The sequence below is a fragment of the Pandoraea fibrosis genome (genome assembly GCF_000807775.2).
GTDB classification, from domain to species: domain Bacteria; phylum Pseudomonadota; class Gammaproteobacteria; order Burkholderiales; family Burkholderiaceae; genus Pandoraea; species Pandoraea fibrosis.
On record NZ_CP047385.1, the window covers coordinates 2,800,000 to 2,817,855 of the forward strand.

Annotated in this window: 15 protein-coding genes; 3 read left to right on the top strand and 12 right to left on the bottom strand. The window is 63.3% G+C overall.

Annotated features, from left to right (window positions below):
• Positions 1-51: 51 nt before the first annotated feature.
• The 10 genes from PI93_RS12465 to PI93_RS12510 form a co-directional block, all read right to left on the bottom strand.
• On the bottom strand, positions 52-2,418 hold the full coding sequence (locus PI93_RS12465; protein ID WP_039371359.1) for an acetamidase/formamidase family protein: 2,367 nt from the start codon (positions 2,416-2,418) through the stop codon (positions 52-54).
• 105 nt (positions 2,419-2,523) lie between these two features.
• Positions 2,524-2,715 carry a DUF1427 family protein gene (locus PI93_RS12470; protein WP_039371363.1) on the bottom strand — a complete coding sequence of 64 codons (192 nt, stop codon included), beginning with the start codon at positions 2,713-2,715 and terminating at the stop codon, positions 2,524-2,526.
• A 10-nt stretch (positions 2,716-2,725) separates the two neighbouring features.
• Positions 2,726-2,965, bottom strand: coding sequence for a XapX domain-containing protein (locus PI93_RS12475; protein ID WP_052240718.1), 240 nt, complete (start codon positions 2,963-2,965; stop codon positions 2,726-2,728).
• A gap of 36 nt (positions 2,966-3,001) precedes the next feature.
• Positions 3,002-4,030, bottom strand: a complete 1,029-nt coding sequence (locus PI93_RS12480) for an acetamidase/formamidase family protein (RefSeq protein ID WP_039371366.1) — start codon at positions 4,028-4,030, stop codon at positions 3,002-3,004.
• A 276-nt stretch (positions 4,031-4,306) separates the two neighbouring features.
• Complete coding sequence (locus PI93_RS12485) at positions 4,307-5,620, bottom strand: MFS transporter (RefSeq protein ID WP_407945363.1); 1,314 nt, start codon at positions 5,618-5,620, stop codon at positions 4,307-4,309.
• A 136-nt stretch (positions 5,621-5,756) separates the two neighbouring features.
• Positions 5,757-7,169 (bottom strand): UbiD family decarboxylase, encoded by a 1,413-nt coding sequence (locus PI93_RS12490; protein WP_052240719.1) that lies wholly within the window; start codon positions 7,167-7,169, stop codon positions 5,757-5,759.
• 1 nt (position 7,170) lies between these two features.
• On the bottom strand, positions 7,171-8,214 hold the full coding sequence (locus tag PI93_RS12495; protein WP_039371372.1) for a porin: 1,044 nt from the start codon (positions 8,212-8,214) through the stop codon (positions 7,171-7,173).
• A gap of 102 nt (positions 8,215-8,316) precedes the next feature.
• Positions 8,317-9,981, bottom strand: coding sequence for a urocanate hydratase (locus PI93_RS12500; RefSeq protein WP_039371375.1), 1,665 nt, complete (start codon positions 9,979-9,981; stop codon positions 8,317-8,319).
• Positions 9,982-9,989: 8 nt separating this feature from the next.
• Positions 9,990-11,081 carry a DUF917 domain-containing protein gene (locus PI93_RS12505; RefSeq protein ID WP_039371379.1) on the bottom strand — a complete coding sequence of 364 codons (1,092 nt, stop codon included), beginning with the start codon at positions 11,079-11,081 and terminating at the stop codon, positions 9,990-9,992.
• A 247-nt stretch (positions 11,082-11,328) separates the two neighbouring features.
• A complete protein-coding gene (locus PI93_RS12510; RefSeq protein WP_080759222.1) occupies positions 11,329-12,288 on the bottom strand; it encodes a LysR family transcriptional regulator in 960 nt (319 codons plus the stop codon).
• A gap of 113 nt (positions 12,289-12,401) precedes the next feature.
• Between PI93_RS12510 and PI93_RS12515 the strand changes: the two genes are divergently transcribed.
• A complete protein-coding gene (locus PI93_RS12515) occupies positions 12,402-13,757 on the top strand; it encodes a dihydroorotase (protein WP_039371382.1) in 1,356 nt (451 codons plus the stop codon).
• A 19-nt stretch (positions 13,758-13,776) separates the two neighbouring features.
• A complete protein-coding gene (locus PI93_RS12520; protein ID WP_052240720.1) occupies positions 13,777-15,087 on the top strand; it encodes a Zn-dependent hydrolase in 1,311 nt (436 codons plus the stop codon).
• A gap of 10 nt (positions 15,088-15,097) precedes the next feature.
• On the opposite strand, the gene PI93_RS12525 is transcribed toward PI93_RS12520, so the two are convergent.
• Positions 15,098-15,595 carry a cupin domain-containing protein gene (locus tag PI93_RS12525; RefSeq protein ID WP_236105580.1) on the bottom strand — a complete coding sequence of 166 codons (498 nt, stop codon included), beginning with the start codon at positions 15,593-15,595 and terminating at the stop codon, positions 15,098-15,100.
• Between the two features lie 126 nt (positions 15,596-15,721).
• Complete coding sequence (locus tag PI93_RS12530; RefSeq protein ID WP_224786225.1) at positions 15,722-16,612, bottom strand: LysR substrate-binding domain-containing protein; 891 nt, start codon at positions 16,610-16,612, stop codon at positions 15,722-15,724.
• A 173-nt stretch (positions 16,613-16,785) separates the two neighbouring features.
• Between PI93_RS12530 and PI93_RS12535 the strand changes: the two genes are divergently transcribed.
• The gene (locus tag PI93_RS12535) at positions 16,786-17,853 is read left to right on the top strand and encodes an ABC transporter substrate-binding protein (RefSeq protein ID WP_039371390.1); all 1,068 of its coding nucleotides are present in this window, start codon (positions 16,786-16,788) and stop codon (positions 17,851-17,853) included.
• Positions 17,854-17,856 lie beyond the last annotated feature (3 nt).

The window sequence follows — 17,856 nt, forward strand, 5'->3', positions numbered from 1 at the left end:
CGATTTTGCGGTGATGCGCAGCGCGTGGGCGGTCTGCAGCCTGCCGTCCCCCTAATCGGTGAACATCCCCTTCCGAATGATGGCGTGAACCCCCCAGTTGCCGTTCACGACCTGCGTCACGCCGAAGTCGACGGACACCGAGAGGATGGCCGTAGCCTCGTCTTCGGTCAGTCGCTTGACCTGCATGAGAAAGCGCCGTGCCTTGAGGAAGGCGTCGCGCAGGGCGCTGTCGAGCGTTGACTTCATGTAGATCTGGCTTTGCGCCTTCTGCCCCAGTTCGGCCAGATGATTCGGCGAGCTGAATCCGTGAATGATCCACTCCGTTGGCGTCTCGACTAAGGGATACGTCAGGTCGGCGAACGGCGCGTCGGCATCGATCGCCGCTTTCTTGTGGAGGATCAACTGGAGGTTGCCGGTGAGCGAACATTCGATCGCCGTGCCGCCAAGCTCCGCATCGCCCTGTGACGCATGCGGATCGCCGATGGAGAGTAGCGCGCCGGGCACGGCGACCTTGAGGAACACACTTGCACCTCGCGTCACGCGCCAGTTATCGAGATTGCCGGCATAGCTTGATGGTGGAATGGAATCGATGAGGCCGTCCTGCGCAGGCGCCACGGCGAGCACGCCGAAGTGGGGCCGCAGCGGAATCTCCACGTGCCTGAGCGTGCGGTAGTTCTTGGTAATGCGGGTGTGGTCCACCGGCACGCCAGGATAATCGATAGTCGGATGCACGACACCAAACGGATCTTGCTGCGGTGTCCAGCGAAAGCTGTAAAGGGCGCGTGCCACGTCGCCGTCGCCATCCTCATGACAGTCGATCTCGAAGACCGTCACGACCTCACGCTCGCGCGGCGAGGTGAGCATGTCCTGATAGTGAAAGCCCCACCATGTCGACGCATGGCTGCCGAACGCCTTGCCCGCGTACTCGGGGTTGGCGCTGGGCCGTGGACGCAGATCGAGAATTCTGACCTCCAGCACGTCGCCTGGCATGGCGTCTTCGACCGCGATGGGGCCTGTGCAGATGTGAACGCCGAACCCTTCGCCGGCACCGCGTCCGTAGACCGACGCATCCATCGGCCCAGCCCCTCGCCGGTCGACATTCTTTTGCGTGGGCGTCCAATGAAATACGCTCTCGGCGCCGGGATCGCCCTGCACCATACGCGCCCAATCGTCGGTCGCATGTTGCGTCAGGGTCTCGATCGTGACCGTGTCGCCGGAGTTGACCGTCAGCACCGGTGGAAGATCGCGGCTCAGATACCCCCAATGCACCGTGTCACACGTTGCTCGCAGATAGTGGTGCTGACCGGTCTCGTGGGGAAGGGCGCGGTAGGGATCGACGTCGCCTGCCATCACGTCGCCGCTCGGCGCACGCAGCCCCGTGTGGGCCACGGCGGCTGCCCGTTGTGCGAGGCCGGCCGGTACGTCGGGGTGTCCTCGCGAGATTCGCGCGCGCTCCGGCAGTACGCGCGAGCGCATCGCCTGATCGCGGCTGGCCTTCGGCGACAGACCGAATCGCTCACGAAATGCCTGACTGAAATACGACGGATCGTTAAAGCCCCATCGATAGCAGATGTCCGACACCGACAACTGGTCGTAGGCCGGATTCTGCAGATCGGCGTAACAGCGTTGCAAACGGCTTTGCCGCAGGTAGGAGGAGAAGCTGTGTCCCGAGCCTTCGAAGAGTTTTCGCAGGTAGCGGTCCGACACATGCTCGTCTTTCGCGATGGCGCACAGTGACAGATCGGGTTCTGCCAGCCGCGCCTGAATCCGGTGACAGATGCGAGCGAACACAATCGAGCGCGATGTCGACAGCCCTGAGGTCGCTGGTGGCTTGATGGCAGCGAGCGCCGACGCAAGGCATTCCAGAATCACGTTCTCGACGGGTTCGAGGGCGTGGGGATCGGGGGACGGCATCGACTCGAGCTGCGCGGCGAGCGCGCTGAGTAAGCCACCGAACAGGCGCGCAACGTTCTCGGGCAGTTTGCCGGCATGAACCGGTGGCGCACTGCCCAGCCGCGGCGCAATGAGCGCATGCCGAATGTGTACCGACACCAGTCGAAACGGCGTCTTGGCAACGAGGTCGGCGCTTTCGGCGCCGGGGATGCAGGCAATGTCGCCGGACGCGAGCGCTACACCGTCGACACGTTGCGCTGTGCTCAACTCGGCCTGACCGTCGAGCAGCATGATGAGAAGGAAGCCGCGCTCGCCCCCCGCTCTGGCGGACACGATCTGCGGCGTCGACGAAATCACGGAGAGTTCGATGCCCCCCGGCGTGCGATGCGTGAGCAAGGTGCCATGCAGCGGCTGGTCGGGCGAGGGCGACCGGAAGTGCAGACGCGCGTCGAGCAGACGGGCCTGCCACGCAGGCCCGCGCTGATCGTAGGCATAGGATTCGGTAGAGAAGTGCGCGCGATCCAAAACCCGTCCTCCTTCGGTAATGACAATGACGGCACCCCGGCGCGGCGCCGAGTGCGGGCGCCGCGCCGGGGATGGCGTCGACCAGGCGTCAATAGTGCAAGCCCGCTAACCGAACTGCAACTGTCCCCGCATCGCGGCCACGAAAACAAAGCCGATGAACGTGCCGACGATGGCGAAGATCCCACCAAGCACATTGGGTGCGGGAATGGGGGCGCGCACGCTCGTGTACAGCACACCGGTCACCAATCCCACGGCGGCGGCTTGTAACTCGGTGGCGCCAAGGGTGATTTCTACCATGACGGCCTCCTCAGGAAGAACGGGCGGTGAGTGTTTCATTGGCCCCTTCGGCCGGCGGGCGCCCCAACGTGACCGACCGGCGCCACGCGTTCACGATCAGATAGCCGAGGTACGTGAAGATGATGGCGAAGATGCCGCCGAGCACGTTCGGCGCGGGAATGGGCAGATTGAGCCAGGAATACAGCGTCCCGGTGACCAATCCGACGATCAGGGCGACAAGCTCGTTGCGCCCGATGTAGACGTAATGCATGGCGGGTTCTCCTGTTGCGGTGCGGCGCCGGACCGATTACGACTTCGTCGACTTGGGCGGGAAGATGCTGCGCGGCATGGTGCAGTGCACCCCTTGCGTGCCATCGACTACCTGCGTGACGCCGAAGTCCGCGGCCACGCTCATGAGCGAGTAGGCGTCGTCGCGCGACAATCCCTGCTGTTCCGTGAGCAACTGGATCATGTCGCGTGCGGCGTTCTTGCCCGCTTCGTCCAGATCCTGATGGAAGCCGTGAACGATCCAGCAGTCGGGCGTTTCCAGCAGCGGCGAGGGGAACTCGAAGTCTTTGCGCAGCACGACCTGGAACAGCACGTTGAGCGAGGCTTCGATGGCTGTGCCGCTGACTTCGCCGTCGCCTTGCGAGATGTGCGGATCGCCGATGGAGAACAGGCCGCCGTCGACCTGCACCTTGTAGTACATGGTGGCCCCGGCGCCGATGCGCCAGTTATCGATGTTGCCGCCATGCAGGCCGGGTTCGACGGTCGTGACACGGCCTTGCGCGTCGGGGGCGACGCCCGCGGTGCCGAGGTGAGGGCGCACGGGCACGCGCACGCCGGCGAGTGCCGGCTGTTTGCAGCATTCGCGGTGATCGACGATCTTGCCGGGTGTGGTGAGCTTGCCCGGATAGTCGAAGGCGAAGAGGGCGTGGGCGGTGTTCGAGCGGTTATCGAGCTCGTAGATCGTCACGCGTTCCTTCTGGAAATCGTCGTACAACTGGCCCCAATGGGCCGCCACGTTGGCACCGAAACGAAAGCGGGGAATCATCTGAAGGTAGCGGACTTCTAGCATATCGCCCGGCTTCGCCCCTTCCACGTAGATCGGCCCGGTCATGATGTGTACACCGGGGTTACGGTCTTCGTGAGGGATCTTGTCGTAGATGGCGCGCACGGCGTCGTCCATCATCAGATCGGGGGCGTCGCCCGCGTGATGCGTTACCGCTTCGGCGCGAATGAAATCGCCGCTCTTGATGGTCAGCGCCGGTGTTTGCGTTGCGTCGAAATAGCCCCAATGCACCGTGTCGGGACGTGCGGGAAGGTCGTGAAGCATGCCATGTCTCCTATGAATTTTTGTCGGACTGCCCGCAAACACTGTTCACGGTGAAGTCATGGTAGTGCCCGACAAAAACGCACAATTAGGAGCGTTTGCCACCTTCTCTATTGCTGGGAGGAACTAACGTTTACCCCGGCCTGCCTCGCCGGACATGGCATCGCCGAATTTCGCCCCCTCAGAACGGCTTGATCAAGCGCGGCGGCATCGCAGGCAGGTGCCCGAAATGCAACGGAGCGTCGTTTGACGACGCCCCGTGGCCGGCCCGTTGGCGACTCAGTCGTGTCGCTTCTCCGGCATGAGGGAGATGGCGACGAGGGTGACGAGTGCCGCACCCATCACATACAGGGCGGGGGCGAACGACACGCCTGTGGTGTAGGTGATCCACGTCAGAATGGCCGGCGCAAACCCGCCCAGCAGCGTCACGGCGGCGTTGTACGACAGCGACATGCCGGAGGAGCGCACGGCGGTGGGGAAGATCTCCGAGAGCGCGGCGGGCGCCACGCCGACGAATAGCGAGATCATGGCGCAGAAGGCCGATTGCACAACGATCAGCGTCGCCGTGGTGTGCGACGTACCGAGCCACATCATCAGCGGATAGACCCCGACGAGCAGCGCAATGGCGCCAAAGCGCAACATGGTGCGGCGGCCGATCTTGTCCGAGAGTGTGCCTGACATGACGCAACCTGCCGTCAGGAAGAAGTTGCCGATGAAGGCTGCGGTGAATGCCTGCGAGCTGCTGAACCCCATCGACTTCTGCACGTAGATCGGCATGAAGATGATGAGTGCGTAGGGGCCGGCGGCCCAGAGCGTCGACAGTCCGAAGCCGACGAGCAAACGCGCCGGATGGTCGCGCAGCACTTGCATGAGCGGCATCTTCTTGGCGGCGCCAGCCTGCTTCATGCGCTGTGCTTCGCGCTTGAAGTGCGGCGTTTCGTCGAGGGCCTTGCGCATCCACAGACCGACGGGGGCGATCGCCAGACCGATGATGAACGGAATCCGCCATGCCCACTCAGTGATCTGATCCTGCGTGAAGATCGTGGTGACGAGTGTGGCTACCAGTGCGCCGAAGATGTTGCAGATGCCCATGCTGGCTTGCAGCCAAGACGCATACTGTCCTTTCTTCTGCGCCGGGGCGTGCTCGGCGAGGAACGCCGTTGCGCTGCCGACCTCACCGCCAGCCGAGAACCCTTGCAGCACGCGTCCGCAAACGATCAGCAGCGGGGCGCCGATACCGATGGCCGTGTACGGCGGGGCGATGGCGATGAGCAGTGTGCCGAACGCCATGAGCATGATGGTGAGCGTGAGGGCGGCCTTGCGGCCCTTGCGATCGCCATAAGAGCCGATGAGTAGCGCACCGAGCGGGCGAGCCACGTAACCGAGTCCGAACGCGAGAAACGACCCCATCAACTGCACGGTCGGATTGTCGTTATGAAAGAAGTTCTGCCCGATGTAGACCGCGAAGAGCGCATAGATGGTGAAGTCATACCACTCGAGTGCGTTACCGGCAGACGCGGCGATGATGGCGCGGCGTCCCGCATGCCCTTTTACGGCTTCGGCACGGGGCAGGGGCTCGGCGGCCGGGTCGATAAGCACGTCTTTCATGAGAAGGTCTCCAGGCGAATGTCTTTCCGGCAGCGAACGGGCGCCGTCGGGAGTGTCTTGATGTTAGGGAAGTGCGCGGGTAACGTCGTGCGACTTAATATTCGGGGCGCATAACACCACGTTAAGGGTCGAGGGGCGGGTCGTCGGCGATGCCCGGGACGCTCACACCGCTCGCCGCGATCCGTTGCGCGACGCGGTGCATGACGTCGGGTGGCGGGACCGCCCGCGTCCAGTCTGGCCGGTCGCCAGCCTTTCGGGTCGCATCGATACCCAGTTTGGTGGCCACGCCGCCCTGTTTGATCGGCTCAGAGCGATCGGTGCGCACGCCGGGCGCGATCAGCAAGTCGCGGTCGGGGCGCATGCAGGCGGCTATCGCCCACTCGACCTGCGACGGATTCCACGGATCGATGTCCTCGTCGACGATCGTAATGTTCTTGATCAGATTGACGCTGCCCCACAACGCGAACATCGCCTTTCGCGCGTCGCCCGGACGGTGCGCGTTCAGACTGACGACTGCGCTCAACCGCCCGCAGCCTCCATGTCCGACGGCCACCTCGCGCACTGGCACGGCGACCGCCCGGAGCGTGCGCGCCAGCCCGGCGGCAATGGCGACCCCGCCGATCAGCGTGTGCTCGGGGTAATAGCCGGGTTCGATGATCTGAAACAGGGCGTCGTTCCGTCGGGTGAGGCAGTGAAAGGTCGCCACAGGACCGCTGCCGTAGGGCTCGTACATGCCGTGAAACTCGGACACCAGCACTTCCTCGTGCTGTTCGTCGATGTCGAGCGTGCCTTCGAGCACCCATTCGCACTGGGCGGGCACGTCAAGACCGATGGTCTTGCATGCGACCGTGCGCACCGGTTCGCCGAGCAGGGCGCCTGCGCATTCCAGCTCATCGTCACCGAGCCGCAGATAGAGCGCGGCAGCGATCAATACGGCCGGGTGATTGCCGACGGTCACGGCAATCGGCAACGTTTCGCCGCGGGCCTTGGCCTCGCGTGCCATCACCGCTAGGTGATGGTTGGGAGCAATGCCGACCATGCCGCGATTACCGCTGAGCAGCTTGACACGTGCGAACGAGACATTGCCTTTTCCGGTGCGGCTGTCGCGCGCGAAGATGACGCCCGCAGTGATGTAAGGGCCGGTCTCCTTTGCAAAGAAGACAGGGGCCGGGATCTCGCGGCGCAAATCGGGCGTGTGCACGACCGTATCCTGACATGGGCCATGCGCGACCCGCTCGGGGGCGATGCCTTGTTCGATGGCCGCGACGATGCGGTGCTGCATCTCACTGCGCGAAACGCCGAGGCCGAGCGCAATGCGATCGACCGAGTTCAGCAGGTTGCCGATGGCAGCCGTGTCGTGGCCGGCGATCTGGTCGAATTGCACGGCCGGTCCTTCGGCCAACTGCGCCAGCCAGGCCGAAATTTCAAAGCGGGTGTCGACGGGCTCGTCCACGCGCAGCAACTCGCCTCGCTGTGCGAGCGCGCCAACGAACGCGCGCATCGACTGATGCTCAGGGGTGTGGTGTGTTGTCATCTCAGAAGGCCATGCGCATACCGACACCCGCTGTATTGCCGCTGGTGTAGCCCGTTGCGCGATCTTGCATGTAGGCAGCGTAAAGGTCGGTGCGCTTCGACAGGCGGTAGTCGTAACCTACCGACCACGTCGAGCGGATCGGATCGCCACGGCCGTGGCTCTTGGCGTACATCCATGATGCCAGCAGTGCGCCGTTGCCAATCGGCACCGAAGCGCCGATCTGCCCGCTGTGCGTGTTCAGGTCGCCGCTGTCGATGCCGTCGTGGAGATACTGATACAACGCCGTGATCTTCACGATCGAGAAGTCATAGCCAACGGCCGCCATGACTGCGGATTGCAGGGTGAACCCGGCAATTTGCGATGTCAGGTCGCCGGGCGTCTTGTCGTAGCGAACCTGCTGATAAGCGACGGTCGCCGAGAACGGCCCGTGCGCGTAGATGGCGTTGCCACCCCACTGGTTCTGACCTTGTGCGCCAGCTTTGTTGCCGGTGCCGTAGATGAGACTGGCCTGCCAGTCGTTGCCACCCGGCGAGGTGTAAAGCAGGGAGTTGTTCCAGCCGTTGTCGCCCGCGAGCCCCTGTCCGGAGACGCCTTTGTACAGGTGGTTGAGCACCGGGGAGAAGCCGAACGATGTGGAGAACGGATTGAAGCGCAGCGCAGACACGTAGTAGGGCGTGGTGTTACGGCCCAGCAGGAACGAGCCGTAAGGCGTGGCGAGACCAACGTAAGCGTTGCGGCCGAAGAACGTGTCACCCGCAAATCGGCCCGTATTGCCGTTGTTCGGCTGGAAGAACGCTTCCAGAGCGAAGACCGCCGCGTAGCCGTTGCCAAGGTCCTCGCGTCCGCCCATGCCCCAGAAGCTGGTCGACATGCCTCCCGGGTTCACGGCCCACGCGCGTTCCTTACCCAGACTCTTCTGCGCTGCGACGTATTCGTCGATCACCCCGTAAAGCGAGACGCTCGACTGTGCCGACGCGACCTGGCTCGTGCCTGCTGCCGCAAGCGCCAGGCCTGCCCCGATCCACCAACGTGTGATTTTTTTCATGACTTTTTAATTAGTAATATTAATTAAATATTCGCGAGAATCGAAATTGCTTATGACGAAATCGGGGCGCCGGGCGGGGGAACACCCGGCTGTAGTGGTGCGTCAGTCCGGCGTGGCTGATGAGGCGGTCGTGTCGATGCGGCCGATCCCTTTCACGCGAACTTCGTCGAGCGCTTCCTCGTAACCGGCGTCGGCGTAGCGCAAGACGCCGCTGGCGGTGTCGTTGGTCATCGACAAGCAGAGGCGCTCGTCCGCCTTGGTTGTGCCGTCCGCGACCACCGTCACCCCGGCGCTGGTCATATAGCCGCTGTACCCACCACCGCCCGAATGAATCGCGACCAGATCGGCGCACGACGCGCAGTTGAGCATGGCATTGAGCAGTGGCCAGTCGGCAATGGCGTCGGAGCCGTCGCGCATGTTCTCGGTCATGATGTTCGGATGCGCCATGGCACCGGCATCGAGATGGTCGCGCGTGAAGGCGACCGGGGCGCTCAGCTCGCCGTCGCGCACCATGCGGTTGACTTCGAGTGCGAGGGCGGTGCGCTCACCATGGCCGAGCCAGCCAATGCGGGCGGGCAGACCTTCGAACGGCACCTGTTCGCGGGCGAGTCTGATCCAGTTCGCCACGATCTGGTTATCGGCAAAGCGCGTGAGCAGGAAGTCGTCGATCTTGCGGATGTCTTCCGGATCGCCCGACAGGGCAATCCAGCGGAACGGGCCAATGCCGCGTGCGAAGAGCGGACGCAAAAATGCTTCGGTGAAGACCGGGATGTCGAAGGCGCGGGCGACGCCGCCATCCCTGGCGTGCGTGCGGATCAGGTTGCCGTTGTCGAACACCACGGCGCCTTTGTCCAGGAATCCCAGCATGGCGCCCACGTGTCGGACGATCGACGCGCGGCTCGCGTTCATCAGCGTCTCGGTGTCGTTCTTGCGCATCTGCGCCACGGCGTCGAGCGTGTAGCCGGCGGGAACGTAGCCGTAGACCAGATCGTGCGCCGAGGTTTGATCCGTCACGATGTCGGGCACGATGCCGCGAGCAAGGATCTCCGGATACACATCGGCAGCATTGCCTTGCAGTCCGACGGAGATCGGCGCGCGGCGCGCCTGTGCATCGCGAATCAGGGCGAGCGCGTGGTCGAGATTGTCTGCCCGGCATTCGAGGTAGCCAGCTTTCAAGCGCTTCTCGATGCGCTCCGGATTGATCTCGACGGTGAGGATGGCCGCGTTCGCCATGCGTCCGGCGAGGGGCTGCGCGCCGCCCATGCCCCCCATGCCGGCAGTAAGAATGAAGCGGCCGTGCAGATCCCCATTGAAGTGGCGCTCGGCAATGCGAGAGAAGATCTCGTAAGTGCCCTGAATCACACCCTGAGAGCCGATGTATTGCCAATCGCCGGCGGTCAACCCGCCCCAGCAAATCAGATTGTCCTTCTCCCAGCGGTAGAAGTTCTCGGCGCGAGCCCACTGCCCGACCATATTGCAGTTCGCCATGATGACGATTGGCGCGCGATCGTGGGTTTGCAATACGCCGATGGGCTTGCCGGACTGCACGATCAGCGTCTGGTCGTCTTCGAGCGTGAGCAGGGCGCGAACCATGGCGTCGTGCGACGGCCAATCGCGCGCGGCGCGGCCCATTGCGGCATAGACGATCAGGTTGTCGGGGTCCTCGCCGACCGCGAGCACATTTTCGAGCAGACGAAGCAACGCTTCCTGCCGCCAGCCTTTGCAGCGCAGCGTGGTGCCATGGGGAATGGGGAAATCTCGTTTCATGCGGTGCCTCAGCTTGCCAGCGCGTAATCGGTGAAGTTCATGCCAAGTGCCTGCTCGACGACGGCGTAGACCGATGCGTCGCGCACGCTCGACGAGAGCGGAATCTCGCGTTTGTGCACATGCAGGACCGCGATTTCCATCCCTTCGCGTAGCGTGCCTGCGGACACCGGGTTGCCGTCCATGTCGAGCGTGGTGATGACGTCGGGGTAGCAGGCCACTCGCTCGCCGTGTGTGTTTGTCACTGCCATGTGTTCGTTCATCACATGCACGACGAGGCGGTTCGCACCGTCGCCGATCTCGACCGTACCGATGTCGAACGCTTCCTGTGTGTAGGCGAGCGTGTTGCGCACGACCTTGCCCGATCCGATGATGGCGCCACGCGTTGCCTGGCAAATGGCATCGATCACGTGAGCACCGCCCCTCGGCTGGGCGGCGAGAATCGCTTCGCCCAGCGAGAGCGCCATGCTGATGCCGCCGAGCGCTGCGTGGCGGCGCACGTAGTCGGCGCGGATCGGGTTGCGGCAACTGGCGATGAATCCGCCCGCCATGTCTGCGGCCTTGCGCAGTACCGGAGAGACTTTGCCGGTCGCGCCATGCACCGTCAGCTCGATATAGGCGTGATTGGCGCGATTGCCGCCCACGGCGCTCTGGATCATCGGAGAGGGGCTGCCGGCGAGGCCGAGCGATCCCATGTCGCCGGTCGGGTGCGCCCGGACATCGCCCACGGCATCGATGACTTTGGTGCCGAGTACGGCCGACGGCAGCCATGCGTTGAGCGTGCTCGACATACCGTTCTGGCCGATGATGAGGCCATAGAGCGATTCACCGAGCGCGTCCTGCACCCGCTGGGCAGCCTTGACATAGTCGATGCCGAGCATCTCCCAGTCGGTCAGTCCGCCTGGCGCACCGATGGCGGCAGCGGTAGCGATCCAGGCGTCGTCCGCGACTTCGTCCATCGTGACCAGTTCGGGGCGGCCGAGGGTCACGGCCATCGTGCCAAGCTGACGGCCATGGTCTGCCCAGCCCCCCCCGCCGCACGCAAACACCGAGCCGCCGAGTACGGCGGCTTCGACATCTTTCAACGTCAACACTCGTCCCATCCGAATACCTCTCCTCGTTCATTGGCAACGCCTGAAGCGCGTTGTGTCGAGAGGATTATGGGAAGGCTCGTAAATAATGTCGTCGCATCATTTATACGCACCATATAACCCTATGTTAAGGGTTCGCTCTCATGGCGCAGCACCGCGTCGGGCGCTGAAAGGCCCGTGGTGTAAGCGTTCTCGGACATCGGAGTGAATATGAGGCGCGCGGCGTGAGGCCGGGCTTACGGGGATGGCCGGCGCGACGTCAGTTCACGTTGGCGTGATCGTCGCCATCGGCGTCGTCGGCCTCAGTTGCGTCGGTCGGGCCGTGACGGCGCCATCCGGCGTCTAGCGCACGCAACACGCGAATGAACTCCTGTGCGAGACGCGACAAGGGTTCGAGCTGGAGATGAAACACGTTGACCGGCACTTCCACCGTATCGACGATCGGCACGGTGACGACATCCGTCCACACCGGTCCCTTCACGGTGATTTCGTCGACGAGCGCGACTCCCGCCGCGGCTTGCACGAGCGCGCAGGCAACGTGCGCCTGCTGCACTTCCACGACGGGCTCGGGCTGACCTTCGGGGCCGCCGAACATGCTTCGGATGAGCATGCCGAACGGAATGTCGGGGCTATAGCCGATGAGCGGTTCGCGGGCGATTTCCTCCATCGTGACGCTGCTTTTCGTACTGAGCGGATGCGAGGACGGCACCGCCGCGACGATCCGGTTTTCGTACAACGGAAGCGTTGCCAGACTCGGGTGATCGATCGGCATGTAGGCCACGCCGATTTCGACTTGCTGGCTGAGCAGCGCTTGCAGCATCACGCTTGGAATCAACGTCTGCAAGACCACACGCACTTCCGGATAGCGTCGACGGAAAGCGGCAATGGCGCGCGGCATGAGCGATTGCCCGAGGCTGGGGCTGCAAGACAGGCGCAACTGACCCTCGCGGTTTTCGGCCAGATTTTCGGCGACCTCGTTGACACGCTGCACGCTCTGGTAGAGGGTCGTCACTTCAGTGAACAGGCGGCGTGCTTCGGGGGTGGGGTAGAGCCGGCCCTTGACCCGCTCGAACAGCGCGAACCCGAGCCGTTGCTCGGTGTAGGCAATCAACCGACTGACCGCGGGTTGGGAGACGAAGAGGAGCTTGGACGCGCCGCTGATCGAGCCGCTCAGCATGATGGCCCGAAAGACTTCGATCTGGCGTAGGTTGAGTTTCATGCCCGCTTCAAACCCTTAACTTTGTGTTAATCGTTGCGCATATTTAAGCATAAGACGTTTTGCCAAACCACTCATTACACTGGCGCATAACTTTTCAACCCGCCGGAATAACGATGAGCGATTTTGATTGGGTGATGCGTGGCAACGTGGTCGATGCCGACGCAATCGTGATGGACGGATGGCTGGCGGTGCGCGACGGCAAGATCGCAGCACGTGGCCGGGGCGAGGCCCCATCGTCGAAGGAACGGATCGATGCGCGCGGGCAATGGATCATCCCGGGCGTGGTCGACGGGCAGGTGCATTCGGGCAGTCAGCGCGATCAGGAAGGACTGGGCTGGGCCTCGCGCGCTGCGGCGGCTGGCGGTGTGACCGTCATGGTCGATATGCCTTACGACGATCCGGAGCCGGTCGCGTCGCGGGCCCAGTTGGATGCCAAGATCGCCGAGGTCGAGCGCGATTGCCACGTTGATGTCGCGTTGTTCGGCACGCTCAACGAGACGCATGGTCTCGACGCGGCGGCGGGTCTGATCGACGGTGGCGTTTGCGCGTTCAAGTTCTCGACGTTCGAAGCGACACCGGGGCGTTTCCCGCGCGTCGAAGAGGACATGCTTTACGAAGCGTTCCGCCGCATCGCGCCGTCGGGGATCGTGTGCGGTGTGCACAACCAGATGCAGGACCTCACACGCAAGAACATCGCGCGTCTGACCGAAGCCGACGACACGGGCTGGGATGCTTTCCTGCGTGCGCATCCACCGCTCATCGAAAATCTCGCCACTGCGCTGATCTATGAGATTGGCGCGGAAACCGGCGCCCGCGCCCACGCAGTGCATGTGTCGACGTCGCGCGGCTTCGAGATTTGCAATATGTATCGGCAGGCCGGACACCGGGCCAGCATCGAGACCTGCGTGCAATACCTGATGCTCAACCATGAGGAGCACACGCGCCGCTTCGGCGCCAGGACGAAGCACTATCCGCCGATCCGCCCGAAGGCAGAAGTCGATCTGCTGTGGACGCACATGGCGGCGGGCGATTGCACGTTCGTGTCTTCCGATCACGTGAGCTGGGGGCTGGAGCGTAAAGGCAATCCGAACGTATTCCGCAATTCGTCGGGTGGACCAGGGCTCGAGACGTTGTTGCCCGCGTTCTGGACCGGGTGCGAGGAGCATGGTATTTCGCCCACGATGGTGGTCAAGCAACTGTGTCGCAATCCGGCCCGGCACTTCCTGCTCGACGACCGCAAAGGCTCGCTCGAGGTGGGCGCCGACGCCGACGTCGTGATTCTGCGCCCCGAGCGCTACGCCTACGACCCGTCGACCAGCCTGTCGGCAGTGCAATGGAGTTCGTTCGAAGGCCGCGAGTTCACGGTGCGCGTTGCCGGTACCTGGTGTCGCGGGCAGCAGGTTTATGACGGTGCGGGCATCGTCAATCGGAAGGGCGACGGGCGCTTCCTGCGCCCGCGCAAGGCGTGAGCGCACGCGGGAGTCATTGATGTCAGAAGTCATACAGCAGGCGACGCCGAATGCCGTCGCGAACGTTCCACCGCTCAATGCCGAGCGGCTCTGGTCGCGCGTGGAGACGCTCGCGACGATGACCCGGCCAGATGTGCCATGGACCCGGCGCGCCTTTTCACCCCTGTTTACGGAAGCTCGCGTATGGCTGCGCGCCGAGATGGAGGCTGCCGGACTTGAAGTGCATCAGGATGCGGGCGGCAATCTGATTGGGCGCATGCCGGGACGGAGCCCCTCGCGCGCACCGCTCGTCACGGGATCGCATTGCGACACCGTAGTGGGGGGGGGCCGCTTCGACGGCATCATCGGTGTGCTCGCGGGTATCGAGGTCGCACATACCTTGCATGAGCAGGGCGTGGTGCTGGAGCATCCGTTCGAAGTGATCGACTTCCTCTCCGAGGAGCCCAGCGACTACGGTATCTCGTGCGTGGGCAGTCGCGCCATGTCTGGCGTGTTGTCTGCGCAAATGCTCGACGCGCGCAATCCTGAGGGGGAAACGCTGGCTGACGGTATCCGGCGGATTGGCGGCGATCCTGCGCGATTGAGCGCACCGTTGCGGCGTTCGGGCGAGACGGCGGCATTCGTCGAGTTGCATATCGAGCAAGGCCCGGTACTCGAGGCGCGAGGCTTGCCGATTGGCGTCGTGACGAACATTGTTGGCATTCGTCGCGTGCAGTTCTCGGTGCACGGTCGCCCCGATCATGCGGGCACGACGCCGATGGATATCCGTTGCGATGCGCTTGTTGGCGCCGCGCGAATCATCGACGCCGCGCACCGACTGGCAAGCGACGCGAGCAGCAATCCCCATTACGTAGTGGCGACCATTGGGCGTATTGCCATGACACCCAACGTGCCGAATGCCGTGCCGGGCAGCGTGGACATGGTGTTGGAAGTGCGCAGCGACAACGACGACATCCTCGCGCAGTTTCCGGAGCAAGTGCTGGCGAGCGTCGAAGCGGATCTTGACGCGCTCCGGGTGCGTTGCACGAGTACGCCATTGAGCCGTGCGCAACCGACAGACTGTACCCCTGTGGTCATGGACGCCGTCGAACGCGCGTCGCATCGGCTTGGCTATGCATCGATGCGACTGCCGAGTGGGGCGGGGCACGATGCCGTCTATCTGGCGCCCACCGGCCCTATTGGCATGATCTTCATTCCCTGCCTGAACGGGCGTAGTCACTGCCCGGAGGAATGGATCGAGCCGTCGCAACTGCTCGATGGCACACGCGTGCTGTACGAGACGATTCGTGAGCTCGATGGTGTCTTGGCGCGCAACGACGCAAGTCGTTGAGCGATACCGCTTACTGGGAGATATGCGATGGCGCCTCGGGATCGTAGACGGCGTACAGCTTGGTGTAGCCATTCGACTCGAACACGCCTGTCCAGCCTTTGGGCAACGTGACGGCTTCGCCTGGGCCGGCTTCGACAACGCTGCCGTCGGTCGACGTGAACTTTGCGCCACCGCTCAGGAAAACCAGCAACTCGGTGTACGGATAGCCGGGCGCCGAACGGATGTCCTCCCGCACTGGCCCGGATTTGAATACGCCCGTCTGAAAGGCTTTATCGCCCGAGGTGAAGGTGTTGACGTCGATGGTGTCGTTGCCGTCTTCATTCTCTTGCACGGCGTCGGCGCGGTCGAATATCGGACCGGCGAGTTCCTGGCGGGACGCTTTGATGGGGTGGAGCGTCTCGGCGCGAGCGCCGCTCAGGAACAAGGCGAGCGTGATCAGTGCGGCGGCAGCGCGCGCCGTCCGGTAAGTCCTGCGATGCGGCATAAAGTTGTCTCTCTCGTTTTTCATAGGCCGACAAGTATCGGCGCGCCGTTGGGCGTCCGGTCGAGGGCCGGGCGAGAGCATATCAATCGCGGCGGGCGTCGGGCAAGGCCCACGTGCGCGGCAGTTGCCGCGGCCGGCCATGGCGCAGGCTTAGTCGCCGAACTGCGCGATCATGCGCTGCTTCGTATAGTCGACGAAGGCTTTCGCGAGTTGCGAGGGCGGGTGTTGCGTCGAGGTGACGAGCGAGAAGCCGGACAACACGGTCGGCTCGAACGGTTTGACAATCACGCGCCCCGCCGCGTACCGGGCCGTGATCTGATCGATGATCGCCACGCCCGCGCCATGTTGCACCAGCACGCAAATCGCTGCGGACAGTTGCGATTCGGCACTCATCACCCGGTCGATCTGGCGTTCGGCGAAGATGCGATCGATATACATCCGCCCGTCGAACTCCTTCGGGTACGACACGAACGACTCGTCGCGCAAATCTTCCGGGTAGATGACCTCGCGGTCTGCGAGACGATGGCCCAGCGGAAGAATGCACCGCATGGGGGCGCGATGCAGTGTCTCGACGTTCACGCCCGCATGGGTTAGCGGATGCGCGATGAAGCCGACGTCGCAACGGCGTCCGACCACCATGTCCACCACGATGCTCGACGCGTGAATCAGCAGTGTCGTGCTGATTCCCGGATGCTCGCGCATGAAGCCGGTCAGGGTCGTGGGCAGGAACTCGAGCGCGAGGGCCGGCGCGCCTGCGATGTGCAGTGATCCGCGCCGCAGCGACTTGATCTGTTCTGCCGTCTGCGCAATGCGGTCGATGCCTGCAAACGAGCGCTCCACCTCCTCGAACAGCACCATCGCTTCGGGCGTCGGGTTCAGCCGGCCGTTGATCCGGTCGAATAAGGAAAACCCTACGTCGGCCTCCAGATCGTTAATCAGGCGCGTGACCGCCGGTTGCGAGATATGGAGCATGTCGGCCGCGCGAGTGACCGTCTGACGCAGGATCAGCGCGCGAAATGCCTCCAACTGCCGGATCTTCATCGAAGCCTCGTCTGACCCACCCCATAACATTTGCGTATGGTTGGGTAAAAAAATGTGATTTGACCGTGAGTGTGTCGAAAACGACTCTACGAAAACCACGCAATAGTTTCATCTTTTTTCGTAATGTCGGGCCATAACATCACATAACACTGCATCACGCAAGGAGCTTCTCGATGAAGACTGTCGTTCCCCAAACGCTTCGCAAGCTTGGCCGCGCCGCCGCTGTCTCGGCCGGTGTCGCCGGATTGGTTTTCGGTGCCACGACCGCTCATGCCGACACCACGCTGTACGTCGGCGCCTATGGCGGCTCGTTTGAACAGATGCTCAAGAAGGACGTCATTCCCGGCTTCGAACGGGCGAACCCCGGCACCAAGGTGGTGATCGTGCCGGGCGATTCGACGACGACTCTTGCCAAGCTGCAGGCGCAAAAGGGCAAAGCCGGCATGGACGTGGTCTTCCTCGATGACGGTCCGATGTATCAGGCCATTCAGATGGGCTTCTGCGGCAAACTCGCCGATGCGCCGGTCTATCAGGATCTGTACGACATCGCGAAATTCAAGAACGGCAGTGCCGTGGCCGCCGGGTTGATCGCCACAGGGATTGCCTACAACACGCGTCTGTTCCAGTCGAAGGGCTGGCCTGCGCCGACGTCGTGGAAGGAACTGTCCGATCCGAAGTACAAGGGCAAGCTCGTGATGCCGAGCATCAAGAACACTTACGGGCTGCATGCGCTGCTCGTCGAGTCGAAGCTCAACGGCGGCAGCGACACCAACATCGATCCGGGCTTCCGGGAAATGGAGAAGATCGCGCCCAACGTGCTGTCGTTCGATCCGTCGCCGGGCAAGATCGCCGAGTTGTTCCAGGCGGATGAAGTCGGTATCGCCGTGTGGGGCAACGGCCGCGTGCAGGCGCTTCGTCAGCAGGGCATTCCGGTCGAGTTCGTGTATCCGAAGGAAGGCGCGGTAGCGCTGGGCATGGGGATGTGCGCGGTAGACAAGTCGGCTAACGACGCGCTCGCCCAGAAGTTCATCCAGACGATCCTCTCGCCGCAGACGCAAGCCATCCTCGCCGAAAGCCAGGGTGTGGCGCCCTCGAACAAGAAGACCCAACTGTCGATGTCCGTCGCGGCACGCGTGCCGTCGCCCGCGCAGATCGACAAGCTCGTGCGTGTCGACTGGGACGTCGTCAACGCGAAGCGCGCTGAGTGGACGCAGCGCTGGAACCGTCAGATCGAGCGTTAAGGC

What these genes read in the sequence shown, in the direction of transcription:
- PI93_RS12480 (WP_039371366.1), bottom strand. Translation starts at nt 4,030, where the DNA reads ATGCTTCACGACCTTCCCGCACGTCCCGACACGGTGCATTGGGGCTAT.
- PI93_RS12515 (WP_039371382.1), top strand. Translation starts at nt 12,402, where the DNA reads ATGAGCGATTTTGATTGGGTGATGCGTGGCAACGTGGTCGATGCCGAC.
- PI93_RS12495 (WP_039371372.1), bottom strand. Translation starts at nt 8,214, where the DNA reads ATGAAAAAAATCACACGTTGGTGGATCGGGGCAGGCCTGGCGCTTGCG.
- PI93_RS12525 (WP_236105580.1), bottom strand. Translation starts at nt 15,595, where the DNA reads ATGAAAAACGAGAGAGACAACTTTATGCCGCATCGCAGGACTTACCGG.
- PI93_RS12530 (WP_224786225.1), bottom strand. Translation starts at nt 16,612, where the DNA reads ATGAAGATCCGGCAGTTGGAGGCATTTCGCGCGCTGATCCTGCGTCAG.
- PI93_RS12535 (WP_039371390.1), top strand. Translation starts at nt 16,786, where the DNA reads ATGAAGACTGTCGTTCCCCAAACGCTTCGCAAGCTTGGCCGCGCCGCC.
- PI93_RS12505 (WP_039371379.1), bottom strand. Translation starts at nt 11,081, where the DNA reads ATGGGACGAGTGTTGACGTTGAAAGATGTCGAAGCCGCCGTACTCGGC.
- PI93_RS12500 (WP_039371375.1), bottom strand. Translation starts at nt 9,981, where the DNA reads ATGAAACGAGATTTCCCCATTCCCCATGGCACCACGCTGCGCTGCAAA.
- PI93_RS12475 (WP_052240718.1), bottom strand. Translation starts at nt 2,965, where the DNA reads ATGCATTACGTCTACATCGGGCGCAACGAGCTTGTCGCCCTGATCGTC.
- PI93_RS12510 (WP_080759222.1), bottom strand. Translation starts at nt 12,288, where the DNA reads ATGAAACTCAACCTACGCCAGATCGAAGTCTTTCGGGCCATCATGCTG.
- PI93_RS12470 (WP_039371363.1), bottom strand. Translation starts at nt 2,715, where the DNA reads ATGGTAGAAATCACCCTTGGCGCCACCGAGTTACAAGCCGCCGCCGTG.
- PI93_RS12520 (WP_052240720.1), top strand. Translation starts at nt 13,777, where the DNA reads ATGTCAGAAGTCATACAGCAGGCGACGCCGAATGCCGTCGCGAACGTT.
- PI93_RS12490 (WP_052240719.1), bottom strand. Translation starts at nt 7,169, where the DNA reads ATGACAACACACCACACCCCTGAGCATCAGTCGATGCGCGCGTTCGTT.